Annotated in this window: 27 protein-coding genes; 8 read left to right on the top strand and 19 right to left on the bottom strand. The window is 54.1% G+C overall.

Features of this window, described 5'->3' with window-relative positions:
- Positions 1 to 31: 31 nt before the first annotated feature.
- The gene (locus WHR59_RS01465; protein ID WP_338843540.1) at positions 32 to 1,069 is read right to left on the bottom strand and encodes an oxidoreductase; all 1,038 of its coding nucleotides are present in this window, start codon (positions 1,067 to 1,069) and stop codon (positions 32 to 34) included.
- 416 nt (positions 1,070 to 1,485) lie between these two features.
- Between WHR59_RS01465 and yhhY the strand changes: the two genes are divergently transcribed.
- Both yhhY and WHR59_RS01455 read left to right on the top strand, forming a co-directional pair.
- Positions 1,486 to 1,974, top strand: coding sequence for an N-acetyltransferase (gene yhhY / locus WHR59_RS01460; protein WP_019078130.1), 489 nt, complete (start codon positions 1,486 to 1,488; stop codon positions 1,972 to 1,974).
- Between the two features lie 46 nt (positions 1,975 to 2,020).
- A complete protein-coding gene (locus WHR59_RS01455) occupies positions 2,021 to 2,905 on the top strand; it encodes a hypothetical protein (RefSeq protein WP_043018599.1) in 885 nt (294 codons plus the stop codon).
- A gap of 47 nt (positions 2,906 to 2,952) precedes the next feature.
- On the opposite strand, the gene ggt is transcribed toward WHR59_RS01455, so the two are convergent.
- The gene (ggt, locus tag WHR59_RS01450) at positions 2,953 to 4,698 is read right to left on the bottom strand and encodes a gamma-glutamyltransferase (protein ID WP_043018600.1); all 1,746 of its coding nucleotides are present in this window, start codon (positions 4,696 to 4,698) and stop codon (positions 2,953 to 2,955) included.
- 118 nt (positions 4,699 to 4,816) lie between these two features.
- Between ggt and WHR59_RS01445 the strand changes: the two genes are divergently transcribed.
- Entirely contained in the window at positions 4,817 to 5,257 is a 441-nt protein-coding gene (locus WHR59_RS01445; protein ID WP_043018601.1) for a DUF2756 family protein, read from the top strand.
- Here the strand turns inward: WHR59_RS01445 and ugpQ are convergent.
- The 11 genes from ugpQ to livK form a co-directional block, all read right to left on the bottom strand.
- Complete coding sequence (gene ugpQ, locus WHR59_RS01440; protein WP_080626003.1) at positions 5,254 to 5,997, bottom strand: glycerophosphodiester phosphodiesterase; 744 nt, start codon at positions 5,995 to 5,997, stop codon at positions 5,254 to 5,256. The two genes, WHR59_RS01445 and ugpQ, sit on opposite strands and share 4 nt — an antisense overlap.
- On the bottom strand, positions 5,994 to 7,064 hold the full coding sequence (locus tag WHR59_RS01435; RefSeq protein ID WP_087050798.1) for a sn-glycerol-3-phosphate import ATP-binding protein UgpC: 1,071 nt from the start codon (positions 7,062 to 7,064) through the stop codon (positions 5,994 to 5,996). The genes ugpQ and WHR59_RS01435 overlap by 4 nt, the downstream gene beginning before the upstream one ends.
- A gap of 1 nt (position 7,065) precedes the next feature.
- Positions 7,066 to 7,911 carry a sn-glycerol-3-phosphate ABC transporter permease UgpE gene (ugpE, locus tag WHR59_RS01430; protein WP_003023450.1) on the bottom strand — a complete coding sequence of 282 codons (846 nt, stop codon included), beginning with the start codon at positions 7,909 to 7,911 and terminating at the stop codon, positions 7,066 to 7,068.
- Positions 7,908 to 8,795, bottom strand: coding sequence for a sn-glycerol-3-phosphate ABC transporter permease UgpA (gene ugpA / locus WHR59_RS01425; protein WP_043018604.1), 888 nt, complete (start codon positions 8,793 to 8,795; stop codon positions 7,908 to 7,910). The genes ugpE and ugpA overlap by 4 nt, the downstream gene beginning before the upstream one ends.
- Positions 8,796 to 8,897: 102 nt before the next feature.
- On the bottom strand, positions 8,898 to 10,214 hold the full coding sequence (ugpB, locus tag WHR59_RS01420; protein ID WP_043018605.1) for a sn-glycerol-3-phosphate ABC transporter substrate-binding protein UgpB: 1,317 nt from the start codon (positions 10,212 to 10,214) through the stop codon (positions 8,898 to 8,900).
- A 248-nt stretch (positions 10,215 to 10,462) separates the two neighbouring features.
- On the bottom strand, positions 10,463 to 10,744 hold the full coding sequence (locus tag WHR59_RS01415) for a hypothetical protein (RefSeq protein WP_075145532.1): 282 nt from the start codon (positions 10,742 to 10,744) through the stop codon (positions 10,463 to 10,465).
- 101 nt (positions 10,745 to 10,845) lie between these two features.
- On the bottom strand, positions 10,846 to 11,559 hold the full coding sequence (gene livF, locus WHR59_RS01410; protein WP_087050797.1) for a high-affinity branched-chain amino acid ABC transporter ATP-binding protein LivF: 714 nt from the start codon (positions 11,557 to 11,559) through the stop codon (positions 10,846 to 10,848).
- A 17-nt stretch (positions 11,560 to 11,576) separates the two neighbouring features.
- Positions 11,577 to 12,344 carry a high-affinity branched-chain amino acid ABC transporter ATP-binding protein LivG gene (gene livG / locus WHR59_RS01405; protein WP_047408088.1) on the bottom strand — a complete coding sequence of 256 codons (768 nt, stop codon included), beginning with the start codon at positions 12,342 to 12,344 and terminating at the stop codon, positions 11,577 to 11,579.
- Positions 12,341 to 13,618: a branched chain amino acid ABC transporter permease LivM gene (gene livM, locus WHR59_RS01400; protein ID WP_043018609.1), complete on the bottom strand. Its 1,278-nt coding sequence runs from the start codon at positions 13,616 to 13,618 to the stop codon at positions 12,341 to 12,343. The genes livG and livM overlap by 4 nt, the downstream gene beginning before the upstream one ends.
- Entirely contained in the window at positions 13,615 to 14,541 is a 927-nt protein-coding gene (gene livH / locus WHR59_RS01395) for a high-affinity branched-chain amino acid ABC transporter permease LivH (protein ID WP_221922606.1), read from the bottom strand. The genes livM and livH overlap by 4 nt, the downstream gene beginning before the upstream one ends.
- Before the next feature lie 61 nt (positions 14,542 to 14,602).
- Entirely contained in the window at positions 14,603 to 15,712 is a 1,110-nt protein-coding gene (livK, locus tag WHR59_RS01390) for a high-affinity branched-chain amino acid ABC transporter substrate-binding protein LivK (protein WP_221922605.1), read from the bottom strand.
- Between the two features lie 422 nt (positions 15,713 to 16,134).
- Between livK and panM the strand changes: the two genes are divergently transcribed.
- A complete protein-coding gene (gene panM / locus WHR59_RS01385) occupies positions 16,135 to 16,518 on the top strand; it encodes an aspartate 1-decarboxylase autocleavage activator PanM (protein ID WP_003827573.1) in 384 nt (127 codons plus the stop codon).
- 104 nt (positions 16,519 to 16,622) lie between these two features.
- On the opposite strand, the gene WHR59_RS01380 is transcribed toward panM, so the two are convergent.
- The 5 genes from WHR59_RS01380 to ftsY form a co-directional block, all read right to left on the bottom strand.
- A complete protein-coding gene (locus tag WHR59_RS01380) occupies positions 16,623 to 17,726 on the bottom strand; it encodes a branched-chain amino acid ABC transporter substrate-binding protein (RefSeq protein ID WP_338843539.1) in 1,104 nt (367 codons plus the stop codon).
- A gap of 320 nt (positions 17,727 to 18,046) precedes the next feature.
- Positions 18,047 to 18,901: an RNA polymerase sigma factor RpoH gene (gene rpoH / locus WHR59_RS01375; protein ID WP_003023425.1), complete on the bottom strand. Its 855-nt coding sequence runs from the start codon at positions 18,899 to 18,901 to the stop codon at positions 18,047 to 18,049.
- A gap of 270 nt (positions 18,902 to 19,171) precedes the next feature.
- Positions 19,172 to 20,230 carry a permease-like cell division protein FtsX gene (ftsX, locus tag WHR59_RS01370; RefSeq protein WP_075145530.1) on the bottom strand — a complete coding sequence of 353 codons (1,059 nt, stop codon included), beginning with the start codon at positions 20,228 to 20,230 and terminating at the stop codon, positions 19,172 to 19,174.
- Complete coding sequence (gene ftsE / locus WHR59_RS01365; protein ID WP_003023420.1) at positions 20,223 to 20,891, bottom strand: cell division ATP-binding protein FtsE; 669 nt, start codon at positions 20,889 to 20,891, stop codon at positions 20,223 to 20,225. The genes ftsX and ftsE overlap by 8 nt, the downstream gene beginning before the upstream one ends.
- Before the next feature lie 2 nt (positions 20,892 to 20,893).
- Positions 20,894 to 22,408, bottom strand: coding sequence for a signal recognition particle-docking protein FtsY (ftsY, locus tag WHR59_RS01360; RefSeq protein ID WP_338843538.1), 1,515 nt, complete (start codon positions 22,406 to 22,408; stop codon positions 20,894 to 20,896).
- Between the two features lie 151 nt (positions 22,409 to 22,559).
- Between ftsY and rsmD the strand changes: the two genes are divergently transcribed.
- Positions 22,560 to 23,156 (top strand): 16S rRNA (guanine(966)-N(2))-methyltransferase, encoded by a 597-nt coding sequence (gene rsmD, locus WHR59_RS01355; protein WP_043018614.1) that lies wholly within the window; start codon positions 22,560 to 22,562, stop codon positions 23,154 to 23,156.
- On the top strand, positions 23,146 to 23,421 hold the full coding sequence (locus tag WHR59_RS01350; RefSeq protein ID WP_043018615.1) for a DUF1145 family protein: 276 nt from the start codon (positions 23,146 to 23,148) through the stop codon (positions 23,419 to 23,421). The genes rsmD and WHR59_RS01350 overlap by 11 nt, the downstream gene beginning before the upstream one ends.
- 100 nt (positions 23,422 to 23,521) lie before the next feature.
- Here the strand turns inward: WHR59_RS01350 and WHR59_RS01345 are convergent, their stop codons facing one another.
- Positions 23,522 to 23,881, bottom strand: a complete 360-nt coding sequence (locus WHR59_RS01345; protein WP_075145527.1) for a DUF2500 domain-containing protein — start codon at positions 23,879 to 23,881, stop codon at positions 23,522 to 23,524.
- A gap of 141 nt (positions 23,882 to 24,022) precedes the next feature.
- Between WHR59_RS01345 and WHR59_RS01340 the strand changes: the two genes are divergently transcribed.
- Positions 24,023 to 24,649, top strand: coding sequence for a lysoplasmalogenase (locus tag WHR59_RS01340; RefSeq protein ID WP_043018617.1), 627 nt, complete (start codon positions 24,023 to 24,025; stop codon positions 24,647 to 24,649).
- 74 nt (positions 24,650 to 24,723) lie between these two features.
- Positions 24,724 to 26,922, top strand: a complete 2,199-nt coding sequence (gene zntA / locus WHR59_RS01335; RefSeq protein ID WP_043018618.1) for a Zn(II)/Cd(II)/Pb(II) translocating P-type ATPase ZntA — start codon at positions 24,724 to 24,726, stop codon at positions 26,920 to 26,922.
- Positions 26,923 to 26,989 lie beyond the last annotated feature (67 nt).

Here is a 26,989-nt window from a genome sequence, read left to right as displayed (position 1 = left end):
ATATGAACAAGCCCAGAGGAGTCTGTGCAGGCTATTTGGCGAGGGTTATCGTGGCAGGCGTTGCCTGTTCAAAGGCGGGTTCGAGGATTTCCAGGTTGGTAAGAACTTCAGATTCCTTGACGTAATTAGGCGTACCGGCCGTCAGCGTCTGGTACAGCGCATCATAGACGCGACCGTAGTCTCCCACTTCCGGCTTCACCTCTTCTTTCACCGTGATGCCGTCATCGTTGACATATTCCAGCATTCCAATGGAATCATCGGCAGCGAAACCTGGCTCACCTGGCATGATATTAGCCTTCAGGCTGGTTTCCTGCTGGTCGATGCCGTACTTCACAAACGAGCCTTTGGTGCCATGGACGATAAACTTCGGATAGTCGATTTTCACCAGATGACTGGTTTTAACAATGGCTTTCAGGTCGCCGTAAAACAGCTGCGCTTCAAAGGTATCGTCCGGGTTCGCTTTGTTGCGTAGGCTGCGGATGTCATAGGCCACATGATCGGGGCGTCCGAACAGCGAGATAATCTGATCCATGGTGTGTACGCCCAGACCATAAAACGCGCCGTCCTGCGGCAGCCCCGGCTTGGTTTCTGCTTCGGGACGGTAGTAATCGAAATGGCTTTCAACTTCAACAATCTTGCCGAGCTTGCCGCTCTCAATCGCTTTTTTAGCGGTGAGGAAACAGGAGTCAAAACGACGATTCTGATACGGCGTAACGGTCAGTCCTTTGCTTTGCGCTAGCTCAAACAACTCTTTTGCTTGCGCAAGCGTCGGGGTGAAGGGTTTCTCAACCAGCACATTTTTACCCGCTTCCAGCGCGCGTTTGGCGTATTCAAAATGGCTGTCAGCATGGGTACAGACGATCACCAGCTTCACCTGCGGATCGTTTAAGATCTCGTCGAGGTCACTGGTGAAGTGAATATGGGAATACTGCGGCGCCTGCTCTTCCGGCTTGGCGTTGCGGCGGAAAATGTGCGCAACGTGCCAGCTATTTTTGCGATTGAGGACGTACGGCAAATGGTAGCGAGTGGTGCTTTTACCAAAACCAATAAATGCGCAGTGTAAGGTCATGAGACGATCCTTTTGAAAGTGATTGTCTACACCATAGCGCAAAGCGGCTGGAGACTGAATGTTGGATTCTTTGCCGGATGGCGGCGGAGCCTTATCCGGCCTACAAAACCCAGGTCTCAGCTGTAGGCCGGATAAGCGCAAGCGCCATCCGGCATCATCCCGGGGACAAAATGACAAGTAAGCCAGGCAGAAACAAAACCAAAAAAAAAGCCAGCGCAAGGCTGGCTAAAGTAATACTGGAAGCAATGTGAGCAATGTCGTGCTTTCAGGTTCTCCGTAGGGGTTCCCCTGAACGCAGAGCAATAATAATCATTCTCATTCGCACTTGTCTACTTCTTTTTGCAAAAAAATGCAGTTGACGGGATTTTCTTTCTCAGCGAGTGTAAATACACAATTAACCCTGCAGGAGATAAGGAATGAGTGAAATAGTGATACGCCACGCTGAACCAAAAGATTACGACGCAATTCGTCAGATCCACGCTCAGCCGGAGGTGTACCACAACACGCTACAGGTTCCTCATCCTTCCCTCGAGATGTGGCAGGCGCGGCTAACCGAGCAAGCCGGGGTTAAACAACTGGTTGCCTGCATTGACGATATCGTCGTGGGGCATCTCTGTATTGAGGTTGCGCAGCGCCCGCGCCGCAGCCACGTGGCCGATTTTGGTATCTGCGTGGATGCCCGGTGGCACAATCGCGGCGTTGCCAGCGCGCTGATCCGCACGATGATCGACATGTGCGACAACTGGCTGCGCGTCGAGCGTATTGAGCTAACGGTATTTGTTGATAATGAGCCTGCCGTGGCGGTGTATAAGAAATACGGCTTTGAAATCGAAGGCACCGGTAAGAAATACGGCCTGCGCAACGGTGAGTACGTTGATGCCTACTTTATGGCACGCGTGAAATAAATTTAAGGGCGAGTCGTATCGCCCTGCTTATTGAAAGGACGCAATAGTGAAAAAGTACCTTCCCCTGGTGTTGCTGGCAACGCTCTCCCCTGCTTTTGCCACTACCGTACAAAATCTCGATTCCGTACCCAGCGCCATTCAACACCCGGAAGGTAAACAGATTTTCGCTGAACAAATGGCGGGAGCAACACCCGCGAAAGGATTTGGCGAGCTTCCGCAGGGATTATCCGAGGACCAGTGGATTGCCTGGGTTGCGCCGAATGAGGATCCTGACAACCTGATCCTCACGGGTGCCAAAGCCTGGGGCAAAGACGGCAAATATATTGGCGTCGCTTGTTTCGCTGACAATCAGGCGGATGCCGGGCAGGCAAAGAAATACGCGGATAACACCTGTCCTGAAAACTACAGCAACGGGCGCGCTAATAAATTATATCTCGGCGTTTTTTCCTGGCAGAACCAACGGCTAACGCCGATTGCACGTTCGGAAAAACCGTTAAACCAACTCTCGGAGTGGAATAAAGCCGCCGAAAAAGAGAGCGATGATGAGTCCGTCAGACCGCTGGCTTATTATACAAAACTGGATCTGGCACCGTACCGGATCGCCCCCGATACCCTGGCGTTCGGGGTGCGTGGTGGATACTCTGATGCGTATTCCGGCGGCGGCGCATTTTACGAAGTGCTGGAGCTCTATACGATCAAAGACAACAGGATAATCAACGTGTATTCCGACCTTGTTTATCAATATACGGACATCGCCGGAGACTGGAATAAAGACGGCACAAGGCAGCACGACATCAGCGAAAGTAAGTACATTCTCAAAATGCGCTCGGCAAAGACACACGGATTTTATGATTTAGAACGCGTTAACCTGCAGGATAAAAGCAGCCAAATATTCCGCTGGTCTGAGTCACTGCAGGGATATGCGCCATAACCAACCAGTCAGGCCTACACCACTTAGAACGCTGTAGGCCATTATTCTTAGTATCCCGCCGTTAAATCATCCACGGAACGCGGGTCAGACGCGCCATACAGTGCGCCATCCGGTCCAACCATAATGCTCTGCGTGCTGCCCATCGCCTCTTTCAGCGCGACTTTCTGTCCTTTTTGCTCCAGCAGCTTGATTGTATCCGGGCTGAATCCCTTCTCGATGCGCAGTTCATCCGGTAACCACTGATGATGGAAGCGCGGCGCGTTGGTCGCTTCGGCGACGTTCATCCCAAAATCAATGCTGTTGACAACCATTTGCAGCACGGTAGTGATAATTCGACTCCCGCCAGGGCTACCGGTAACCAGCCAGGTTTTCCCGTCTTTAACCACGATAGTCGGTGACATCGACGACAGCGGGCGCTTCTTCGGCCCAACCGCGTTAGCATCGCCGCCCACCAGTCCATAAACGTTTGGCACGCCCGGCTTGGCGGAGAAATCATCCATTTCATTATTGAGCAGAATACCGGTGTTACCCGCCACGATGCCGGTCCCGAAGGTGGTATTCAGGGTATAGGTCACCGCCACGGCATTGCCGTCTTTATCCACCACCGAGAAGTGAGTGGTCTGGTTGCTTTCATACGGGGCGAGCTTGCCTGGTTTGATCTGGCTGGAAGGCTTAGCCTTGTTGATATCAATTTGATCCGCAAGCGTTTTAGCATAGGCTTTGTTGGTCAGTGCCTGCCACGGCACTTTCACAAAATCCGGGTCGCCCAGATACTCTGAACGGTCGGCGTAAGCATATTTCTCCGCTTCAGCCATGACCTGCATGGCGTCGGCGCTGCCAAACCCGTACTTCTTCATGTCGAAGTTTTCGAGAATATTGAGGATCTGCACGATGTGAATACCGCCAGAGGACGGCGGCGGCATGGAGAAGACCTGATACCCGCGATAGTCACCGCTAATCGGCGTACGCTCCACGGCTTTATAGCTGGCTAAATCCTCTTTGGTCATCAGCCCGCCGTTCTTCTGCATTTCCCCGGCAATCTGATCGGCAATCGCCCCTTTATAAAACGCGTCCGGACCGTTCTCGGCAATCATCTCGAGGCTTTTCGCCAGATTCTTTTGCACCAGCTTGTCGCCCTTTTTCAGCGGCTCGCCGTCTTTCCAGAAAATGGCTTTGCTGTTCTCGTGATTAGGGAGCACTTCGCTGCCATAGGTTTTCAGATCGTCGGCCAGCGCATCGTTAACCACAAAGCCTTCTTCCGCCAGCTTCATTGCCGGGCGCACCACTTTGTTCAGCGGCATCGTGCCGTATTTCTCCAGCGCCAGCGAGAAACCCGCCACGGTACCCGGCGTACCGGATGCCAGATGCGACGTCAGCGACTTTTTCGCATCGGCGTTGCCCTGCTCATCGAGGAACATGTCACGGGTCGCGCCAGCAGGCGCCATTTCACGAAAATCGATCGCGGTGGTGTTACCGTCTTTAGTACGCAGCAGCATAAAACCACCACCGCCCAGATTGCCCGCCTGAGGATGCGTTACCGCCAGCGCGTAGCCAACGGCCACGGCGGCATCGACGGCATTCCCCCCCTGTTTGAGAATATCCACCCCAACCTGGGTGGCCAGCGCATCCACGGAGGCCACCATCCCCTGTTGCGCGCGCACAGGATGGAACACATCTTCCTCAACACCGTACGATACCGGCGGTGGCGCAGCCGGCGCGGCAGCAACGCTAAAACAACTTCCTGAGAGCAGAGCAGCAATGGCTACCCGGCGTAAAAACGTCGGTTTTATCATCGTTATTCTCCAGATGTATGGGGGTCGGCCCCCAATAAGCCTGGTGCATAACTCTGAAATAATCATCGTAACGGCGAGAAAGGAGTAAACTTAAACGATCCCCGAGAGGAGAAAAGCGATGAAACGACTCTTACTTTTAGCCATGCTGTTGCCGTTTGCAGGCTTTGCACAGCCTATCAACACCATGAATAACCCGAACCAACCCGGTTATCAGATCCCGAGTCAGCAGCGTATGCAGACGCAAATGCAATCGCAGCAGATTCAACAGAAAGGGATGCTCAACCAGCAGTTGCAAACGCAGACGCGTATGCAGCAACAGCATATGGAAAACCAAATCAACACCAACTCACAGCGAGTCCTTCAGTCTCAGCCTGGCGAGCTGAATTCCGGTCAGCAGCAGATGCTGTCCAACAGCAACGGTGGGATGTTGAGTGGAACCCGTAACCCGGACAGCTCGCTGAATAAGCAACATATGCTGTCAGAGAAAAAGAACGGCGACATGCTGAAGCCCTCCAGCACGCCGCAGCCTAACGTTCCGTTAAAAACGATTGGACCTTAACAGGGCTGGAAATCCGGACCAATCGTATCAATAGCATCGGTACAGATACAGTCCACTCCCCAGCGTAGCAGTTCCGCCGCGCGCTGGGGTCGGTTGACGGTATACACCAGTATCCGTAGCCCCGCGTCGCGCAGCGCATCCACGCGAGCTTCATCCAGCAGCTTGTGATTAAGATGAATAGAGACGCAGCCAAGCCGCGTTGTCAGCTCACGCCAGTCTTCGCGCCATTCATCCAGCAGCAAACCTCTCGGCAGTTCAGGCGCCGCCTGCTGCGCCGCTTCAAGCGCATCAATTTCAAAGGATGACAACAGTGGTGGCGTCATTTCCGCCCACAGTTCCCGCGCGGCCAGCGCCACGACTTTGCCGGTTAAGGTTCCGGTGCCGGTTGTGGGTTTAATTTCAATATTCGCCATCATACCGTGCTGACGGCAGCGCTCGGCCACTTGCGAGAGCAGCGGCAGCGGTTCACCTTTAAACTCACCGCTAAACCAGCCGCCGGCGTCCACGCGCAATAAATCCTGCCAGTTCAGCTCGCCTGCCACGCCCCAGCCGTTACTGGTTCGCTCCAGGTTGTCGTCATGCAGCAAGAAGATCTCACCGTCTTTCGACAATTTAGCGTCAAACTCGATCATGGTATGCCCATATCGCGCCCCCACGTCGATCGCCGCCAGGGTGTTTTCCGGTGCCAGCTTACCGCCGCCACGATGAGCGACAATATGGGGGTAAGGCCAGTAACTCATACGCGTTGTCCTGTTTCGCCATCAAAAAGATGCAGATGATTTTCTGGCAGATGCAGCCACAGCGTGCTGCCTGCCGTCGGGCGATGCTGATGCGCCAGTCGCACCACCAGCTTTTGCTCACCCCAACGTCCATGTGCCAGGTTATCCGCTCCCAGCATTTCCAGCGTGTCGACGACCAGCGGCACGCCGCCTTCGGCCTGCGAGCTTAGCGCAATATGCTCCGGGCGGATACCCAGCGTCATATTACGCCCACCAGACACTCTGGCGCTTCTGCCGATCGGCAACGTCATACCGTCGTCAAGCTCAAAATGGGTACCCGCGGCGCTGATGTGCCCGTCCAGCAGGTTCATCGCCGGGCTGCCGATAAAACTCGCCACAAAGCGGCTGGCTGGTTTTTCATACACCTCAACCGGCGTACCTACCTGCTCGGCAATGCCTTTGTTCATCACCATCACCCGCTGGGCGAGCGTCATCGCTTCAACCTGATCGTGCGTCACGTACAGCGAAGTGGTTTTCAGGCGGCGATGCAGATGTTGTAACTCGAGACGCATCTGTACGCGCAGCTTGGCATCGAGATTGGAAAGCGGTTCATCAAACAGGAATACCGCCGGGTCGCGGACAATCGCCCGCCCCATCGCCACGCGCTGGCGCTGTCCGCCGGAAAGCTCGCGCGGACGACGCTTGAGCAGTTCACCCAGCTCAAGAATACGCGCCGCCTCTTTCACCCGTTCGGCAATATGCTCCTTACCCATCCCGCGGATTTTCAGCCCCCAGGCCATGTTTTCTTCCACGCTCATATGCGGGTAGAGCGCGTAGTTCTGAAAGACCATCGCAATGCCGCGATCCTTCGGCTCCATCTCGGTGACGCGCTTATTATCAATCCAGATATCGCCGCCGCTCACCCGCTCAAGCCCGGCCACCATCCGCAGCAGCGTAGACTTTCCGCAGCCGGATGGCCCAACCATCACGATAAATTCCCCGTCCGCGACGTCCAGCGTCAGCGGTTTAATCACCTGGGTTTTGCCGTCCCAGCTTTTGGTTACTGCTTGTAGTTTGAGTCCTGCCATTTTATTTCTCACTGTCCACTAAACCACGTACAAACGCGCGCTGCATGGCTAACACGATGATTACCGGAGGGATAAGCGTTAGCAGCATGGCTGCCATTACCTGATTCCATTGGGTGGTACCTTCACCGGTGGCAATCATGCCTTTGATACCCGCCACCGCAGTGCCCAAATTGACGTCGGTAATAATTAACAACGGCCACAGATACTGGTTCCAGCCGTAGATAAAGGTGATAACGAACAGCGCCGCCAGGTTGGTTTTTGACAGCGGTAGTACGATATCGCGGAAAAAACGCATCGGTGACGCACCGTCAATACGCGCCGCCTCAACCAGTTCATCCGGCAGGGTCATAAAGAACTGCCGAAACAAGAAGGTCGCAGTAGCCGATGCCATCAACGGCAGCGTCAGACCCGCATAGCTGTCGAGCATTTTCAGGTTGGCAATAACCTCCACCGTCGGGAAAATACGCACCTCAACCGGCAGCATCAGGGTGATAAAAATCATCCAGAAGAACAGGTTGCGCAGCGGAAAACGGAACCAGACGATGGCGAATGCGGAGAGCATAGAAACGGTGATTTTGCCTACCGTAATACTGAACGCCATAATGAAACTGTTGAGCATCATCAGCCAGAACGGCGCGCTATTAACGCCCACGCCGTTGACCCAGATGTATTTCATGTTTTCCAGTAGCTGTGTGCCGGGCACCAGCGTCATCGGCGTTTCAAACACCGCTTTGTTGTCCAGCGTCGCCGCGACAAACGCAACGTACAGCGGAAACAGGATCACCATGATCCCCATAATCAACATGGCATGGCTGAATATTGTCAGCCCACGACGGTTCTCAATCATTGGTAACGCACCTTACTTTCCACATAGCGGAACTGCACCACCGTCAAAATAATGACCAGGAACATCAGCACCACCGATTGCGCGGCCGAAGCGGAGAGATCCAGCCCAACAAACCCTTCGCGATAGATCTTATAAATCAACGTAGTGGTCGCCTGTACCGGGCCACCCGCCGTGGCGGCATCGATCACCGGGAAAGTATCAAAGAAGGCATAAACCAGATTCACCACCAGCAGAAAGAAGCTGACCGGGGCTATCAGCGGCAACGCCAGCTTAAAGAAGCGGCGAACCGGCCCTGCGCCATCAATCGCGGCGGCCTCAATCAGCGACCGCGGAATAGACTGCAGTGCGGCAAAGAAGAACAGGAAGTTGTAACTAATCTGCTTCCAGACCGACGCAAACACCACCAGGAACATCGCCTGACCGCTGTTTTGCGCATGGTTCCAGTCATAGCCAAACTCACCGAGAAAATGGGTAATCAGTCCGCGTCCTGGGTTAAACAGGAAGATCCACAATACGGCGGCGACGGCGGGCGCGACGGCATAAGGCAACAGCATCAGCGTCTGGTAAAAACGACTGCCACGCACCACGTAATTCACCAGCGCCGCAAAAAACAACGACACCAGCAGACCGCTTACCGTGACGAACGTACTGAACTTAATGGTGGTCCAGAACGAATCAAGGTAGTACGGGTCATGAAACAGCGCGACAAAGTTCTCCAGTCCGACAAACTGGCTGGAAAGACCAAACGGATCAACGGATTGCAACGAATACCACAGCGCTTCACCGGCGGGCCAGATAAAGAAAATAACGGTGATAACCAGCTGCGGAGCCACCAGCAAATAGGGAAGCCAACGCGAGCGGAATACCGGACGGGATGAAGACATGTAGACTTTTCCTGGAAGGTGCCGGATGGCGGTGCAGGCACCTTATCCGGCCTACAAACGCTGTAGGCCTGATAAGCGCAGCGCCATCAGGCACTTATACACTTAAGACTTGGTCGATTGCTCAAAACGACGCAGTAACTGATTGCCACGTTCAACGGCGGTATCCAACGCCTGCTGCGGGGTTTTCTTCCCGGTCCAGACGCTTTCCAGCTCTTCATCCACGATAGTGCGGATCTGCGGCATGTTGCCCAGACGCAGCCCTTTGGTGAACGGCAACGGCGGCTTGTTCAGCATCTGGCGAGTGGCGATATCAGCCCCTGGGTTCTTATCATAGAAGCCCTGCTCGCGGGTCAGGTCGTAGGCAGCAGTGGTGATGGGCAGATAGCCGGTCTTCTGGTGCCATTCGGCAGCAATTTCAGGCTTCGCCAGGAAGTTGAGGAACTGCGCCACGCCTTCGTAAGTTGCTTTGTCTTTACCCTGCATAACCCACAGGCTGGCCCCACCGATAATCGCATTCTGCGGTGCGCCCTTCACGTCGGCATCGTACGGCATCATTCCGACGCCATAGTTGAATTTAGCGTAGTGACGGATGTCAGCCAGAGAACCAGAAGAGGCGGTGGTAATGGCACAATCCCCGTTATAGAACTTCTCGGTGGACTCATCTTTACGCCCAAAGTAGCTGAAATCCCCTTTTTTGTTCAGCTCTTCCAGCAGGGCGATATGTTTCACCTGTTCCGGTTTATTGAACTCCAGCACCGCGTCAGTACCGTCAAAACCGTTGTTTTTGGTTGCTACCGGCAGACCGTTCCAGGCGCTGAAGTTTTCAATCTGAATCCATCCCTGCCACCCGCTGGCGTAACCGCACTTCATTCCTGCGGCTTTCAGCTTCGCGGTGTATTCCGCCAGATCCTGCCAGGTTTTCGGCGGCTGCTCCGGGTCTAAACCGGCTTTTTTGAAGGCATCTTTGTTGTAGTACAGCACCGGAGTGGAGCTGTTAAACGGCTGGGAGAGCAAGTGCCCACTTTTAGAGTCGGTGTAGTAACCGGAAACGGTCGGTACGAACTGAGACTCATCGAAGTTAATGCCGGCCTCTTTGAAGACTTCATAGACCGGTTTAATGGCTTTCGAGGCCATCATTGTTGCCGTACCCACTTCATAAACCTGCAACAGCGCAGGCGCGTTTCCGGTACGGAAGGCGGCAATACCTGCGCTCAGGCTTTGCTCGTAGTTGCCTTTGTACTGCGGAACAATTTTGTAGTCGGGATTGGCGGCATTAAAACGTTGCGCCAGTGAGTCAACTTCTTTACCCAGTTCGCCTTCCATTGAGTGCCAGAACGGGATAGTGGTGACCGCCAGTGCCTGACCTGCAAATGCCAGGCTAAGTGCCAGTCCTAAAGCTGTATGTCGTAACGATATCATCGGTTATCTCTCTTGTTGTGCCGGATGCGCGATATCACGCGTTTTATGCTCGCGGGGGTAACATGACATGCTCGAATGACAGAAAAATAACTTTTTTATTACAAAAAAAAGATAGTAAGGCGACAAACAGATGGCAAGGCGGTGAAAGCGTAGTGACAGGAAAATGCGGGGTGGTGCACAACAAAGCCGGGTAGCGCTATGTCTTACCCGACCAGGATGCTGTTATCTGTTACTGCCAGCAAGGAACATTAATCTTTACGCCAGCGTCGTTCATATTCATTCTGTAAACGCTGCTGTTCACGCCGCTCGCGTTCGCGCTGGATATCCGATTTCTCATCTTCCCAGCCCGGACATACTGAGCTGGTGAAGACTTCGCAGGGCGAGTTGGACTGCGCTAACGGGTTGTCCGGTTTCTCTTCCCAGATTGATGGGTCGCGCGGGTCGAACGCTGGCGGCGCTGAGGCCAGGGTATTTAATGAAAGCGTCAAAAACAAACTACCAATCATCATGCAGGTACCTGAACGAATCATCCTTTCTCCATGTTCATTTTTATTATTGATAACTATTCTCAATAATAACATAGAGCAATAAAAAGGGGCCACAGCGGGCCCCTTGTCTATTCAGAGAATGGTTAACCGCCCAGATACGCGCTGCGCACCGCTTCGTTAGCCAGTAACGCATCACCGGTGTCTTCCAGCACCACATGACCGTTTTCCAGCACGTAGCCGCGATCGGCGAGCTTCAGTGCCTGGTTAGCGTTCTGTTCAACGAGGAAGATGGTCATCCCCTGCTCACGCAACTGCTCGATGGTGTTAAAAATCTGCTGGATGATAATCGGTGCCAGACCCAGCGACGGTTCATCAAGCAGTAGCAGCCTCGGCTGGCTCATCAGCGCACGACCTATCGCCAGCATCTGTTGTTCACCGCCGGACATCGTTCCCGCACGCTGAATTCGACGCTCATGCAGGCGAGGAAACAGGTCATACACCCATTTGATGCGTTCCTGAAACTGGTCCTTTTCGGCAAAGAAGCCGCCCATCGCCAGGTTCTCTTCGACCGTCATGCGGGAAAACACGCGACGCCCTTCCGGAACAATCGCGACCGCTTCGCGCATGATTTTCGCCGTCTGCCAGTCGGTAATGTCTTTACCATCAAAGACAATTCGCCCGCTGGTCGCACGCGGATCGCCGCATAACGTACCGAGCAGCGTGGTTTTTCCCGCGCCGTTGGCGCCAATCAGGGTAACGATTTCACCCTGGTTGATATACAAGCTGACATCGTGCAGCGCCTGTATCTTGCCGTAGTGGGCGCTGACTTTGTCGAACGATAACATCACGTTATCCATATTATGCCTCGCCCCCATTATGCTTCTCCTAAATAGGCGCGGATAACATCCGGGTTATTACGAATCTGTTCCGGCGTCCCGTTCGCCAGCGGCGTGCCCTGGTTCACCACGTAAATACGGTCGGAAATCCCCATCACCAGCTTCATATCGTGCTCAATCAACAAAATGGTAGTGTTGTGATGGTTACGCAGTTCAGCAATCAGCTCGTCCAGTTCTTTGGTCTCTTTCGGGTTGAGGCCTGCGGCGGGTTCGTCGAGCATCAGGATTTCCGGCTGGGTCACCATGCAGCGGGCAATCTCCAGACGGCGCTGATCGCCGTAGGCCAGGTTACTGGCCTGCCGGTTGGCATGCTCCAGCAAACCAATACGCGCAAGCCAGGTGGCGGCGCGATCCAGTGCTTCGCTCTGCGCGCGCTTGAACGACGGGGTTTTGAGCAGGCCGGAGAAGACGCCGGTTTTGAGCTGCTGATGTTGCGCCACCAGCAGGTTTTCAATCACCGTCATTTCGCGAAACAGACGCACGTGCTGGAAAGTACGCACCACGCCCATACGCGCGATTTGCTGACCCGGCAGCCCTTCCAGGTGCTGGTCGCGCAGCTTAATCGTGCCGCCGGTCGGCTTATAAAAACCGGTCAGACAGTTAAAGACCGTGGTTTTCCCCGCGCCGTTTGGCCCGATTAACGAGACGATTTCCTGCGGACGCAGTTCCAGCTCAACGTTGTTTACCGCCAGCAGACCGCCGAAGCGCATCATCAGGCCGTTAACGGATAATAATGGCTGACTCATGCCTGCTCTCCTTTCGCTTCCCCGTTTTTCAGCTTCAACTGCGGACGGGTCATCGGCAACAAGCCCTGCGGACGCCAGATCATCATCAGTACCATTAAACCACCCAGCATTAACATGCTGTATTCGTTGAAATCACGCATTAGCTCACGTGACACCACCAGCAGGATAGCCGCGAGGATCACCGCAAACTGTGAGCCCATTCCGCCCAGTACCACAATCGCCAGCACAAAGGCCGACTCGGCAAAGGTGAACGATTCCGGGCTGACAAAACCCTGGCGCGCAGCAAACAGCGTACCGGCAAAACCCGCGAACGCAGCGCTGATGGTAAAGGCGGTCAGCTTGATGCGCGTAGGGTTTAAGCCCAGCGAGCGACAGGCAATTTCATCTTCACGCAGCGCTTCCCACGCACGGCCCAACGGCATACGCAGCAGACGGTTGATGACAAACAGCGAGAAGACCACCAGCAGCAGCGCCACCAGATAGAGGAAAATGACGCGGTCAGACGGATCGTACTTCACATTAAAGAAGTTGCTGAAAGTATCCCAGCCGCCTTCACGGGCGGTACGGCTGAACTCCAGACCGAAAAAGGTGGGTTTCGGGATCTGGCTGATACCATTTGGGCCACCGGTCACTTCGGTGTTGTTGAGCAGCAGGATACGGACGATTTCGCCGAAGCCTAACGTCACAATCGCCAGATAATCACCGCGCAGGCGCAGTACCGGGAAGCCGAGCAGGAAGCCCGCAGCAGCGGAAACCAGCCCTGCCAGCGGCAGACAGGTCCAGAAGCCGAGTCCGTAATAATGGTTCAGCAGTGCGAAGGTGTAAGCGCCGATGGCATAGAAGCCGCCGTAGCCCAGCACCAGCAGGCCGGAAAGCCCCACTACCACGTTTAAGCCGAGGCCGAGGATGATATAAATCATCGTCAGCGTGGCGATATCCACCGTTCCGCGCGACACCATAAACGGCCACGCCACGGCAATCACCAGCAGCGCCACCAGGAACAGCTTCTGTTTAACGGTGGAGCCATCAATCGCCGGCAGAATAAACTTCGGTCCGGAGACGCTCTTCAGCCCCTTCTGGAAAGCCGGACGCAAAAGTTGGAACAGAAAGACCACGCCAGTGCCGATAAACACCCACTGCCAGCGGATATCCGCAGCGGTATCCACCACCAGTTTGGTGCCGTCAAGTTCCAGTTGAACGCCCATAAAGACGCCCGCCAGAATGAAGAACATAGCGGCGGAAAGCAGCGCCATTGCAAAATGCATCGGTTTCATACTTTCTCTACCTCCGGGCGACCCAGAATACCGGTCGGCATCACCAGCAGCACCAGAATCAGCAGCGCGAACGACACCACGTCTTTGTATTCGGTACTCAGGTACGCAGAGGAGAGCGCCTCGGCAACGCCCAGAATCAGGCCGCCGATCATCGCCCCAGGAATGCTGCCGATGCCGCCCAGTACCGCCGCGGTAAAGGCCTTCATCCCGGCCATAAAGCCGATGTACGGGTTAATTACCCCGTAGAATTGACCGAGCAGCACGCCTGCTACCGCCGCCATTGCCGCGCCAATCACAAAGGTCAGCGCAATCACGCGATCGGTGTTAATACCGAGCAGGCTGGCCATCTTCAGATCTTCCGCACAGGCGCGACAGGCGCGACCCATACGCGAATAGCGGATAAACAGCGTCAGCGCCAGCATCGCCAGGAAGGTTACAATCCAGATAACCAACTGCATGGTGGTGATAGACGCAGAGAAGTTTTCGCTACTGCCGATAGTCCACTGGCCGTTGAACAGGCTGGGCAGCGCCACATCACGCGAACCTTCGGTGAGGCTGACGTAGTTTTGCAGGAAGATAGACATCCCGATGGCGGAAATCAGCGCAATCAGGCGCTTGGAGCTGCGCACGGGCCGATAGGCCACGCGTTCAATACTCCAACCGTAGGCGCTGGCAATCACAATCGCGCCGACGAAGCCCGCCGCGACCAGTAGCCAACTGGAATCAATACCCATCATCATTAGCGCAGCGATGATCATAAAGGAAACATAGCTGCCGATCATATACACCTCGCCGTGGGCGAAGTTGATCATGCCGATAATGCCGTACACCATCGTATAACCGATAGCGATCAGCGCGTAGGTGCTTCCCAGCGTGACGCCGTTAAACATCTGCTGCAAGAAATAGAGGAACTGCTCGGACATAAGGTAACCTTTCTTAACCCGCCCGTTTTGTACGGGCGGTGGGATAACTCGTCTTCAGCGATTACTTCGCGACGGTCGATGATCCGTCCGCGTGCCACTGGAAGACACCAAACTCAAATCCCTTCAAATCGCCTTTTTCGTCCCATTTCAGCGGCCCAATCACGGTATCAGCCCCGTGAGCTTTCAGATCTTTCACCAGGTCCAACGGCTCTTTGCTACCGCTGCGATCCATTGCAGTTGCCAATGACTGGACGGCTGCATAAGTGATCCACACGTACGGACCGGTTGGATCTTTCTTGTCAGCTTTGAGCGCATCAACGATAGCTTTATTCGCCGGATCCTGGTCATAGTGTTTTGGCATGGTCACCAGCATGCCTTCAGCGGCATCACCGGCGATATTAGACAGCGACGCATTGCCGACGCCCTCTGGTCCCATAAACTGTGTTTTCAGCCCGACAGAACGCGCCTGGCGCAGCATTTGCCCCATTTCCGGGTAGTAGCCGCCGTAATAAACAAAGTCGATATTTTCTTTTTTCAGGCGGGCGATCAGCGCAGAAAAATCTTTTTCCCCGGCGGTGATCCCATCGAAGAAGACGATGTTGCCTTTGCCCGCTTTCAGGCTGTCCTGAACTGAACGCGCCAGGCCTTCACCGTATTGCTGTTTATCGTGAATGATGGCGATGCGCTGCGGCTTCACTTTCTCCAGGATGTATTTCGCGGCGGTCGGCCCCTGAGAGGAGTCCAGACCCGCTGTACGCATAATGTGTGCATAACCGCGCTGGGTCAGTTCTGGATTGGTTGCGCCAGGAGAAATCATCAGAATGCCTTCATCTTCATAGATATCTGATGCAGGCTGCGTAGAAGATGAGCACAGATGACCAATAACGTACTGAATGCCGTCGTTGACGATTTTGTTCGCTACCGCAACGGCTTGTTTTGGATCGCAAGCGTCGTCATATTCCACAGCGACCAGTTTGTCGCCTTTGACTCCACCTTTGGCATTGATATCTTTTATGGCCTGACGTGCGCCATTAAATTCCATATCACCCCACTGCGCGACCGGACCTGACATCGCGCCAACAACAGCGACCTTGATATCTTCCGCCATGACCGCATGCGACATTGCCAGTGCTATCACCCCTGCGATGATTGTTTTCGCATTCCGTTTCATTTCTGAATCCCCATTCGTGACGTAATTAATATTTTGTATTTATGTGGTTAAAAAGCAGACTGTGCTTTTTTTGCGCTGTGCTATTTTTACCAGTCTCATTAATGGGTTAGCACAGTTTTTTAAGCAAATTACGGCTAAAAGCTCTATTTTTCAGTCGATTAAGAAAAGATAATATTCTGCTTTTCACTATAGATAAACAAAAAAAAGCGCGTTTGTCAGCATAAAATAATGGCACAAAGAGCGGAATAAAATGCTGCATTCCAGGGGATTATCCTGCCTGTTTTTCAATCTCTACTGTTTCAATCTGTCATTACCGTTGTTACAAAACTATTAACCTGGTGAATCACGTAAAAAAGAGAAAGCATCCGGGCGAATTATTTCGGTACACTGATTCCATCTTTTGTGATTTGGACATGCTGTTAATGAAGCTGACCATCGTTCGTTTAGATAACTTTAGCGACCAGGACCAGATTGATCTGGGTAAAATCTGGCCGGAATATTCCGCCTCATCGTTAAGCGTAGATGAAACGCACCGGATTTACGCCGCGCGCTTTAACGAGCGTCTGTTAGGCGCAGTTCGCGTAACCCTGAGCGGCACACAAGGCGCGCTGGATTCATTGCGCGTGCGCGATATCACCCGCCGTCGCGGCGTCGGGCAGTATTTGATCGAAGAAGTGATCCGGGAAAACCCTGACGTGAGTTCATGGTGGATGGCCGACGTCGGCGTTGAAGACCGCAGCGTGATGGCCGCGTTTATGCAGGCGTTAGGGTTTACAGCCCAGGAGAATGGCTGGGAGAAGCGCTAAAAGAAAGCCGGATGGCGCTGGCGCTTATCCGGCCTACGAAGTGCTCGTTGTAGACCTGGTAAGTATGTAGGCCGGGTAAGGCGAAGCCGCCACCCGGCACTCAATTACTTGGCGTCTGTCGCCGTCCCGTTTGCGTGCCAGTCAAACACGCCGAACTCGAAGCCTTTCAGATCGCCCTTCGCATCCCATGACAGCGGCCCCATTACGGTTTCCACTGAGTTTGCTTTCAGGTATTTGGCAATTTCAGCCGGATCGTCAGACTGGTTCAGGCCGGCCTGCAAGGATTGCAGCGCGGCGTAGGTGGTCCAGACGAATGCGCCGCTCGGATCCTGTTTCTTGGCTTTAATAGCATCTACGATGAGTTTGTTCGCCGGAACCTGATCGTAGTTCTTCGGTTTCGTCACCAGTAAACCTTCCGCAGACTCGCCCGCGATGTTAGACAGCGATACGTTCGCTACCCCTTCCGGTCCCATAAACTGGGTTTTCAGGCCAGCAGCGCGCGCCTGACGCAGAATCTGCCCCATTTCCGGGTGGTAACCACCGTAGTAAACGAAATCAATATTTTCTTTCTTCAGACGCGCCACCAGCGTAGAGAAATCTTTTTCGCCGGCGGTGATACCGTCGAAGAACACCACATCAGCGTTGGCTTTCTTGAGGTTGTCCTGCACGGAGCGCGCCAGGCCTTCGCCGTACTGCTGTTTGTCGTGAACGATGGCAATGCGCTTCGGTTTCACTTTATCGACGATATATTTCGCCGCAGTTGGGCCCTGATCGGAATCGAGACCGGTGGTACGCAACACCAGATTATAGCCGCGCGCGGTCAGTTCTGGCGCCGTTGCCGCTGGGGTGATCATCAGAATACCTTCGTCTTCATAGATATCTGATGCAGGCTGAGTGGAAGAAGAGCACAGGTGACCAATAACGTATTTAATCCCGTCGTTGACCACTTTGTTAGCAACCGCTACCGCTTGTTTCGGGTCACAGGCATCGTCATATTTCACCATGACCAGTTTGTCACCCTTCACGCCGCCCTTGGCGTTGATATCTGCGATCGCCTGCTCTGCACCAGTAAATTCCTGATCGCCATACTGCGCTACCGGACCGGACATCGCGCCGACAACGGCCACTTTAATATCCTTAGCAAACGCCATATTGCTCAAAGACAGGGCGATACATCCTGCCAATAACGCTTTACCCTTCATATTCATCCTGACAATCCCCATTATTGTGGTTATTACGTGTGTTGTGATGTTGTTGTTCAGCACTTTATTTCGATTATTGGATAGCCACCCGTGCTTTAGCAGCATACTCTGCTAAAACATACCCGATTTTTATTATTTTGGAATAGCTAAATTTACATCCAGATAACAAATTCGTGTCTGTGGAGGGGAGGAAAGGTCATAGGCCCGATAAGCAAAGCGCCATCGGGCAAAGGTGTTGCCGGATGGCAGCGTAAACGCCTTATCCGGCCTACAAAAAACAAAACCCCCGAATTCACATTCGAGGGTTCATTGGCAATGCGCGAAGATTACGCTTCGATCGCCGCACGCAGTTTTTTCATGGCGTTCTTTTCAAGCTGACGAACACGTTCAGCGGAAACGCCGTAGCGATCGGCCAGCTCCTGTAACGTCGATTTGTTGTCTTCGTCCAGCCAACGGGCACGAATGATGTCCTGGCTACGCTCGTCCAGGCCTTCCATTGCGTGGGTCAGTTTGTTCGCGGCCTGATCTTCCCAGTTATCTTCTTCAATGCCGTCGGCAAAGTTAGAAGATTTATCCTGCAGATACAGCACCGGAGCCATCGGCTGGCTGTCAGACTCATCGTCTGAAGACATGTCAAACGTCATGTCCTGCGCCGCCATACGGGATTCCATTTCGCGCACGTCTTTGCTGGAAACACCCAGTTCGCGAGCAACCATTTCGACTTCATCCTGATTAAACCAGCCCAGACGCTGCTTGGTTTTACGCAGGTTAAAGAACAGTTTACGCTGCGCTTTGGTGGTCGCGACTTTAACGATACGCCAGTTACGCAGGACGTATTCGTGGATCTCAGCTTTGATCCAGTGCACGGCGAAAGAAACCAGGCGCACACCCACTTCCGGGTTGAAACGGCGCACGGCTTTCATCAGGCCGATATTACCTTCCTGAATCAGATCCGCCTGCGGCAGGCCATAGCCCGCATAATTACGAGCAACATGAACAACAAAGCGCAGGTGAGACAGGATCAGCGTTTTAGCTGCTTCCAGATCGCCCTGGTAATGCAGCTTTTCAGCCAGTGCCCGCTCCTCGTCAGCCGACAACATCGGCCACGCGTTCGCAGCCCGGATGTAAGATTCCAGGTTACCAACAGGGGCTAAAGCTAAATTTTGCATTTCTTTGGTCATTCAAATCCTCTCAATCTTTTCATCTGGCGCATTGGCTAAAAACTAATTAACAAAAACCAGTAGCAACAACCATGCCAGAGCTTATGAGCAACGAGAATATCATTCAATCTTTTATCAGACAGTGATTTTATCCACAAGTTCCATGTCGTAATGTGTATAGATTACGCACAAAATGTGACATCACAATGAATACGCCGGGAAGAGACAACAGGGACTCTTTCCCTGCAGAGCGAACTACTCAGTGCAGGGAAAGATTATACCAGAGATTTTTTAATCGGGGGTAAAGTGGCGTAAATGTTGAACCGTGGCAAGCCAGGCTGCCACCCAGCCAATCATCGAGCACACCAGCAGCAATAACAGGCATTCGTCGAATGATAAGCCGTTGATATCAAACTTGGTTCCAAAAACCTGCGCCACTTCAGTTACCGCTGACGACAGACGCATCACCAAAATTTCTGACAAAATCAGTGAAAGAAATGCGCCGGAAAAACCGAGCAGTGCACCACCATAAAGGAACGGACGCAGGATAAATCCATCCGTCGCGCCAATCAGTTTCTGCACGTTAATGGTATCGCGACGCGCAAAAATACTCAGACGTACGCTGTTACCAATGACGAGGAAGACCGCCGCCACCATCAGCACGCCAATCATCGCGGAAACGCGTCCAACAAGGCCCGTCAGCGCCGCCAGGCGAGCGAACCAGCTGTCATCCATCCGCACTTCATCAATACCGTTGATTTGTGCGATGCGGTCACGCAGCGTGTTCAGCGACTCCGTCCCCTGGAAGTCCAGTTTAGGGATAACCACCGCCACGGCCGGCAGCGGGTTCTCTTCCAGCATATCCAGCGCGCCGCCAAAACCAGACCAGTTACGGAATTCACCCAGCGCGTCGTCACGGGAAAGATAATTCACTTTCTCCACGCCCTGCTCGGCCTGCAACTGACCCACCACCCGCGCCGCCGCATCATCATCCAGCGTTTTTTGCAGGTAAACGGTGATCTGCGGGGACGGATAATACTGGCTTGCCGCATGGTCTACGTTCTTATAAACCATGTAGCACACGCTTGGCAGCGTCAGGGAGATGGCAATAACCATCACCGTCAGAAACGTCGCCAGCGGCTTGCTTTTCAGGTCCTGCAACGCGCCCTGGAACGCATAACGTACCTGCTCGTTAAAGACATTGGTTTTACGCGAGTTCGGCTTTGGCGCAGTTTTCGCCCGCTTTGGCGCATTGCGACCGCCGTCTCCCGGCGCACCGCCCGATTTACGAAAGCGATCCAGTCGGCCACCGAACTGCTTGATTTGATTAATAGCGTCACGTCTATTCATGCGCCAGGCCTCCATGCAGATGTCCATCGCTCAGAACCATTTGGCGATAGGAGCGACGGGAGATCAGGCCAATATCGTGCGTGGCCATTAATACCGTGACCCCGACGCGGTTAAACTCTTCGAACAGGCGAAGGATTCCTTCTGACAGCGCGTCATCCAGGTTCCCCGTTGGTTCGTCCGCCAGCAGTACCGCAGGTTTGTTCACCACCGCACGAGCGATGCCCACGCGCTGTTGTTCACCGCCGGAGAGCTGAATCGGGAAGTTTTTCGCTTTGTCCAGTAGCCCGACTTTATCCAGCGCCGCTGACACGCGACGACGAATATCGTCCCCGCTGGCGCCCGCGATGATCAGCGGGATTGCCACGTTGTCAAACACGGTTCGGTCCATCAACAGGTGGTGATCCTGAAAAATCATGCCAATCTGACGACGCAGAAACGGCACTTCACGGTTTTTCAAACGGCTGATGTCATGCCCGCTGAAGTAGATTTTCCCGGCGCTGGGCCGTTCAATTCCACAAATCAGCTTCAGCAGGGTACTTTTCCCCGCGCCGGAGTGGCCGGTCAGAAACGCCATCTCGCCAGGCTGCATATGGAAGGTCACTCCCTGCAGCGCTTGTCTCCCACCGAGATAGGCCTTGCTGACATGTTCAAAGCGAATCATTGTTAATCCTCTCGGGCAAAAAGTGCCTCTATAAAATCGTCCGCTTTAAACGGACGTAAATCCTCGATACGTTCGCCCACACCGATATAGCGGATAGGGATGCCAAACTGATCGGCAACCGAGAAGATGACCCCGCCCTTCGCCGTACCGTCCAGCTTGGTCAGGGTGATACCGGTTAAGCCCACCGCTTCATGGAACAGTTTGGCCTGGCTTATCGCATTCTGCCCGGTGCTGGCGTCGATAGTCAGCATAACTTCATGCGGCGCATCTTCGTCCAGCTTCTTCATGACGCGAACGATTTTTTTCAATTCTTCCATCAGGTGCGATTTATTCTGCAAACGCCCTGCGGTATCAGCGATCAGCACGTCTACGTTACGCGCCTTCGCCGCCTGGATGGCATCAAAGATAACGGACGCAGAATCCGCACCGGTATGCTGAGCAATCACCGGGATATTGTTACGCTGACCCCAGACCTGCAGCTGTTCTACCGCCGCCGCACGGAAAGTATCGCCCGCCGCCAGCATGACCGATTTACCCTGTTGCTCAAACTGACGCGCCAGCTTACCGATAGTGGTGGTTTTGCCCACGCCGTTGACGCCAACCATTAAGATAACAAAGGGTGTTTTGCCATCAACATTCAGCGGTTCGTCAACCTTCGCCAGAATCTCGCCCATCTCGTCTTTCAGCAAACCGTACAGCGCTTCCGCGTCTTTAAGCTGCTTGCGACTGGCGCCTTCCGTCAGATTCGCAATGATCTTGCGGGTCGTTTCTACGCCCACGTCGGCGATGAGCAACTGCTCTTCCAGCTCTTCAAACAGATCATCGTCGATCTTTTTACCACGGAACAGACTGATAAATCCGGAACCGAGGTTTTCTTTTGTTTTCAGCAGGCTGCGTTTCAGGCGCGCAAAGAAACCTTCTTTAGTTGGTTTTTCCTGCTCCTGGACTGCCTCTTCTTTTACCGGTTCTTCAACGGCTGGTTCTTCTACCGGCACCACCATGACGGCTTCTTCAGCAGCCTCGGCGGCCAGCGCCTGTGCTTCCAGCTCTTCGTCGGTCAGTTGCGGTTCGTTTTCAGCTTCCTCTTCAGCCGCCTCAACGATTTCCACGGTTTCCGCTTCGGCCTGCCACTCTTCGGCAGAAACATCTTCGGTTTTAACCTCTTCCGGCAGCGGCAATTCTTCGCGTTCGATGACCACCGCTGCTGGCGTTTCCACAACGGGTTCAGCAACCGGCTCAATTTCCGGCTGTGGTTGTTCGGCGACAGGTTCTTCTTCCGGCTGCAGTTTTTCGATTTCCGCAACCTGTTCAGTCACTTCAACGACTTCAGCTGCAAAGGCTTGCGTTTGTGCTTCGCTACGGGTTTCCTCGGCGCGCGGCGGTTCGTCAACGACGGTAGCTTCTTCCGCAACCGGTTGTTGTTCTTCGTTTTTTACTTCTGTCTCGTTTTCCGGTGCCTGCTCTTTTTGACCAAAGCCCAGCCAGGAAAAAAAGCCACGTTTTTTCTCTTTCGCCATTTGCGACTACACTCCCCCGCTGTTGCTTCATGGCACAGCGTCAACGCTATGTACATAGCAGCTAAAAAAATGATGAAATAGTCTATCACTTAACTTAACTCACATCACCGCCTGGAATGACACGTCAGCAGCGGATTGAGCAATAATTGAAATGAAAAAACCGAATCACTCTGGTAGCGGCCAGATTCGCATTATTGGCGGGCAATGGCGTGGCCGTAAACTCCCGGTTCCGGACAGCCCTGGCCTGCGTCCGACCACTGACCGTGTACGCGAAACGTTGTTTAACTGGCTGGCCCCGGTAATGGTCGATGCCCACTGCCTGGACTGCTTCGCCGGCAGCGGCGCGCTGGGTCTGGAAGCTCTCTCTCGCTATGCGGCAAATGCGACGCTTCTGGAGATGGATCGCGCGGTATCTCAGCAGCTACAAAAGAATCTCGCCACGCTGAAAGCCCCCCATGCCCGCGTCGTCAATACCAATACGCTGACATTTTTGGCCCAGACGGGTACGCCGCATAACGTGGTATTTGTTGACCCGCCGTTCCGCAAAGGATTACTGGAAGAAACATTAACTCTTCTGGAAACTCATGGCTGGCTGGCAAATGAAGCGTATATTTACGTTGAAAGCGAAGTAGAAAACGGTTTGCCGCCGGTTCCGGTAAACTGGTCGCTATACCGTGAAAAAGTCGCCGGACAGGTCGCCTATCGCCTGTACCAACGTGAAGCACGAGGAGAACACGATGCTGATTAACCTGGGACGCCTGCTGATGCTGTGCGTCTGGGCATTTTTACTACTGAATATTTTTCAACCCTTTCCACGCCCACTTAACATCTTCGTTAACGTCGCACTGATATTTATGGTGCTGATGCATGGCATGCAGCTGGCGCTGCTAAAAAGCACCATGCCCAAAGATGGCCCGCAGATGACCGGTGGAGAGAAAATCCGTATTTTTCTGTTCGGCGTTTTTGAACTGCTGGTGTGGCAGAAGAAGATTAAAGATCAGTTGAAGAAGTAACTGCGCTCTTTTCGCCCGGCGGCGCGTTGCGAGCCGGGGCGACAAAATTTGTAGGCCGGATAAGGCGTAAGCAGCCATCCGGCATCAGTCAGATGAAATCTTAGCGTTCAGCCGTAAAATCAATAAAACGCGAACCTTTGTAACTCAGCGTGCCTTTATCCCCAACCGTTAACGCATGGTACTGGCGGGCGTCCAAACGAAAGGTTTGCTCGAGGCCGCCGCTTTGTGGCTTAAAGCTGGCTTCATAGCGCATGCTGGTTCCTGCCGGGCTCACTTCCTGCTGACGGGATCGCCGATCGTTAAGCGGTTTTTCCCGTTTGTTACTCACCACCACCTGCTTTTGCACCAGCGGCGCAGCATCATTATCGGCTTTTTCACGCCGCTGCTGGACAAAACGAAACGACGCGGCGACAACGATTAAGATAATGATAATAATGAAAAAAAGTGGTGGTTTGCTCATGTTATTAACCCATCAGAAAATGCGGAAATAAGCATACATTGCCTGTTATGGTGTTGTCATCTGGCTGTGTCGGCCTCTACACTGGACAGTAGAGCCGTGAGCACCCCGCTTACGAAAAAATAACGAATTCAAGGAACTAAGATGCTTTGGTCGTTTATCGCTGTCTGTCTTTCCGCATGGTTGTTCGTGGATGCTTCCTATCGTGGGCCTGCATGGCAACGCTGGGTCTTTAAGCCCCTGACATTGCTGCTCCTGGCGCTGCTGGCCTGGCAGGCGCCAATGTTTAACGCTATCAGCTATCTGGTACTGGCTGGCCTGCTTGCCTCACTGCTGGGTGATGCGCTTACGCTGTTACCGCGCCAACGCCTGCTGTACGCCGTGGGAGCATTCTTCCTGTCGCATCTGCTGTATACCATCTACTTCGCCAGCCAAATGACGCTGTCGTTTTTCTGGCCTCTGCCGTTGGTGCTGGTCGTAATGGGGGCGTTGCTGATTGCCGTGATCTGGACGCGTCTGGAAGAGCTGCGTGTCGCTATCTGCACCTTTATCGGCATCACGCTGATGATGGTCTGGATGGCCGGAGAGCTGTGGTTCTTCCGCCCGACCGCGCCGGCGCTGTCGGCATTTATGGGCGCATCGCTCCTGTTCATCGGCAACATTGTCTGGCTGGGTAGCCATTATCGTCGCCGCTTCCGCGCCGATAACGCAATTGCCGCCGCCTGCTACTTCGCCGGACATTTCCTGATTGTTCGTTCGTTGTATCTTTAAAACGCTTGACTCTGGAGTCGACTCCAGAGTGTATCCTCCGGTTAATACGAAATGATTATCAACCGGAGGATGCCATGTCGACACCCGATACCCGTGGCAAAAAGGTCCCACAATTCTCTTCTTTCAAGCCAGTGCCTGCGCCACAAAAGGTGGATGACTGCTGCTGCGAAGGAAGCTGCTCTACCCCACCGCCCGTATCCGATACCGTACAAGGTACCCGCTATTCCTGGAAAGTGGCGGGCATGGACTGTGCGGCCTGCGCCCGAAAAGTAGAGAATGCGGTCCGCCAGGTCAGCGGCGTCAACCAGGTCCAGGTTCTGTTCGCCACTGAAAAACTGGTAGTCGATGCCGGTTCCGATATCCGTCAGCAAGTTGAAAACGCGGTGCAGAAGGCAGGCTATACCCTGCGCGATGAGCACGCGTCGGACGCCGCTCCCGAGTCACGCTTTAAAGAGAACCTGCCGCTGATTTCGCTGATTATCATGATGGCGATTAGTTGGGGGCTGGAGCAGTTCAATCACCCCTTTGGTCAGATAGCGTTTATCGCCACCACGCTGGTTGGTCTGTATCCCATTGCCCTTCAGGCTCTGCGCCTGATGAAAACCGGCAGCTACTTTGCCATTGAAACGTTGATGAGCGTGGCCGCCATTGGCGCACTGTTTATCGGCGCTACGGCGGAAGCCGCCATGGTGCTGTTGCTGTTTTTAATTGGCGAACGCCTGGAAGGATGGGCCGCCAGCCGCGCCCGCAAAGGGGTCAGCGCGCTGATGGCGCTCAAACCGGAAACCGCCACACGCTTGCGTAATGGCGAGCGCGAAGAGGTGGCTATCAATACTCTCCGGCCTGGCGATGTTATTGAAGTTGCCGCAGGTGGACGTTTACCTGCCGACGGCAAACTGGTCTCTGGTTTTGCCAGCTTTGATGAAAGCGCCCTGACCGGCGAATCGATCCCCGTTGAACGCGCCACCGGCGAGAAAGTCCCGGCCGGCGCCACCAGCGTGGACCGTCTTGTAACGCTGGAAGTACTCTCCGAGCCGGGTGCCAGCGCCATTGATCGTATTCTGAAGCTGATTGAAGAAGCGGAAGAACGCCGTGCCCCCATTGAGCGCTTTATTGACCGTTTCAGCCGGATTTACACCCCGGCCATTATGGCGGTTGCGCTGCTGGTCACCCTCGTACCGCCGCTGCTATTTGCCGCATCCTGGCAGGAGTGGATTTACAAAGGACTGACGCTGCTGCTGATTGGCTGTCCTTGCGCTCTGGTGATTTCAACACCCGCAGCCATTACTTCTGGTCTTGCCGCCGCGGCGCGTCGTGGCGCGTTAATCAAAGGCGGGGCCGCGCTGGAACAGTTGGGTAGAGTCACGCAGGTGGCGTTTGATAAAACCGGCACCCTGACCGTCGGTAAACCACGCGTCACGGCGATTCATCCGGCAAGCGGTATTGGTGAGGCTGAACTGCTGGCGTTGGCAGCGGCTGTAGAGCAGGGCGCGACGCACCCGCTGGCACAAGCGATTGTTCGGGAAGCACAAACGCGCGAGCTGACTATTCCTGTCGCAAAAGAGCAACGGGCGCTGGTTGGCTCTGGAATTGAAGCGCTGGTCAACGGCGAACGCGTGCTGATTTGCGCGGCCGGTAAGCAGCCTGCCGATGCCTTTGCCGGACAGATAAGCGAGCTGGAAAGCGCGGGCCAAACGGTGGTGCTGGTGCTGCGTAACGATACCGTTCTCGGCGTGCTGGCCCTACAGGACACGCTGCGAGACGACGCTCGCAGCGCCATCAGCGAGCTTAATCAGATTGGCGTGAAAGGGGTGATCCTGACCGGTGATAACCCACGTGCGGCGGCCGCCATTGCCGGTGAACTGGGCCTCGAATTCAAAGCGGGTCTTTTGCCGGAAGATAAGGTACAGGCCGTTACCCATCTTAACCAACAGTCACCGCTGGCGATGGTCGGCGACGGCATCAACGACGCTCCGGCAATGAAAGCGGCCACAATGGGTATTGCGATGGGAAGCGGGACCGACGTCGCGCTGGAGACTGCCGATGCCGCCCTGACCCACAACCGTCTGCGTGGTCTGGTGCAAATGATTCAGCTGGCGCGCGCCACCCACGCCAATATTCGCCAGAACATTGCGATTGCGCTGGGCCTGAAGGGGATTTTTCTCGTTACCACGCTGCTCGGGATAACCGGGCTGTGGCTGGCGGTGCTGGCCGATACGGGGGCGACGGTACTGGTGACCGCTAACGCGTTGCGGTTATTGCGTAAAGGATAATGTGTGCGCCGGGTGCGGCGTTGCCTTATCCGTCCTGGAGGTTACACCGTCTTTGTAGGCCGGATAA

The organism is Citrobacter europaeus (assembly GCF_037482245.1).
In the GTDB taxonomy this organism is placed as follows: domain Bacteria; phylum Pseudomonadota; class Gammaproteobacteria; order Enterobacterales; family Enterobacteriaceae; genus Citrobacter; species Citrobacter europaeus.
This window is presented reverse-complemented; position numbering and strand designations above follow the sequence as displayed.

What these genes read in the sequence shown, in the direction of transcription:
- ugpE (WP_003023450.1), bottom strand. Translation starts at nt 7,911, where the DNA reads ATGATTGAGAACCGTCGTGGGCTGACAATATTCAGCCATGCCATGTTG.
- ugpB (WP_043018605.1), bottom strand. Translation starts at nt 10,214, where the DNA reads ATGATATCGTTACGACATACAGCTTTAGGACTGGCACTTAGCCTGGCA.
- WHR59_RS01445 (WP_043018601.1), top strand. Translation starts at nt 4,817, where the DNA reads ATGAAACGACTCTTACTTTTAGCCATGCTGTTGCCGTTTGCAGGCTTT.
- zntA (WP_043018618.1), top strand. Translation starts at nt 24,724, where the DNA reads ATGTCGACACCCGATACCCGTGGCAAAAAGGTCCCACAATTCTCTTCT.
- WHR59_RS01345 (WP_075145527.1), bottom strand. Translation starts at nt 23,881, where the DNA reads ATGAGCAAACCACCACTTTTTTTCATTATTATCATTATCTTAATCGTT.
- livH (WP_221922606.1), bottom strand. Translation starts at nt 14,541, where the DNA reads ATGTCCGAGCAGTTCCTCTATTTCTTGCAGCAGATGTTTAACGGCGTC.
- ftsX (WP_075145530.1), bottom strand. Translation starts at nt 20,230, where the DNA reads ATGAATAGACGTGACGCTATTAATCAAATCAAGCAGTTCGGTGGCCGA.
- WHR59_RS01350 (WP_043018615.1), top strand. Translation starts at nt 23,146, where the DNA reads ATGCTGATTAACCTGGGACGCCTGCTGATGCTGTGCGTCTGGGCATTT.
- livG (WP_047408088.1), bottom strand. Translation starts at nt 12,344, where the DNA reads ATGAGTCAGCCATTATTATCCGTTAACGGCCTGATGATGCGCTTCGGC.
- livK (WP_221922605.1), bottom strand. Translation starts at nt 15,712, where the DNA reads ATGAAACGGAATGCGAAAACAATCATCGCAGGGGTGATAGCACTGGCA.
- WHR59_RS01415 (WP_075145532.1), bottom strand. Translation starts at nt 10,744, where the DNA reads ATGATTCGTTCAGGTACCTGCATGATGATTGGTAGTTTGTTTTTGACG.
- livM (WP_043018609.1), bottom strand. Translation starts at nt 13,618, where the DNA reads ATGAAACCGATGCATTTTGCAATGGCGCTGCTTTCCGCCGCTATGTTC.
- livF (WP_087050797.1), bottom strand. Translation starts at nt 11,559, where the DNA reads ATGGATAACGTGATGTTATCGTTCGACAAAGTCAGCGCCCACTACGGC.
- ftsY (WP_338843538.1), bottom strand. Translation starts at nt 22,408, where the DNA reads ATGGCGAAAGAGAAAAAACGTGGCTTTTTTTCCTGGCTGGGCTTTGGT.
- ugpA (WP_043018604.1), bottom strand. Translation starts at nt 8,795, where the DNA reads ATGTCTTCATCCCGTCCGGTATTCCGCTCGCGTTGGCTTCCCTATTTG.
- WHR59_RS01340 (WP_043018617.1), top strand. Translation starts at nt 24,023, where the DNA reads ATGCTTTGGTCGTTTATCGCTGTCTGTCTTTCCGCATGGTTGTTCGTG.
- panM (WP_003827573.1), top strand. Translation starts at nt 16,135, where the DNA reads ATGAAGCTGACCATCGTTCGTTTAGATAACTTTAGCGACCAGGACCAG.
- ugpQ (WP_080626003.1), bottom strand. Translation starts at nt 5,997, where the DNA reads ATGAGTTACTGGCCTTACCCCCATATTGTCGCTCATCGTGGCGGCGGT.
- WHR59_RS01465 (WP_338843540.1), bottom strand. Translation starts at nt 1,069, where the DNA reads ATGACCTTACACTGCGCATTTATTGGTTTTGGTAAAAGCACCACTCGC.
- yhhY (WP_019078130.1), top strand. Translation starts at nt 1,486, where the DNA reads ATGAGTGAAATAGTGATACGCCACGCTGAACCAAAAGATTACGACGCA.
- rpoH (WP_003023425.1), bottom strand. Translation starts at nt 18,901, where the DNA reads ATGACCAAAGAAATGCAAAATTTAGCTTTAGCCCCTGTTGGTAACCTG.
- rsmD (WP_043018614.1), top strand. Translation starts at nt 22,560, where the DNA reads ATGAAAAAACCGAATCACTCTGGTAGCGGCCAGATTCGCATTATTGGC.
- WHR59_RS01380 (WP_338843539.1), bottom strand. Translation starts at nt 17,726, where the DNA reads ATGAATATGAAGGGTAAAGCGTTATTGGCAGGATGTATCGCCCTGTCT.
- WHR59_RS01435 (WP_087050798.1), bottom strand. Translation starts at nt 7,064, where the DNA reads ATGGCAGGACTCAAACTACAAGCAGTAACCAAAAGCTGGGACGGCAAA.
- ggt (WP_043018600.1), bottom strand. Translation starts at nt 4,698, where the DNA reads ATGATAAAACCGACGTTTTTACGCCGGGTAGCCATTGCTGCTCTGCTC.
- ftsE (WP_003023420.1), bottom strand. Translation starts at nt 20,891, where the DNA reads ATGATTCGCTTTGAACATGTCAGCAAGGCCTATCTCGGTGGGAGACAA.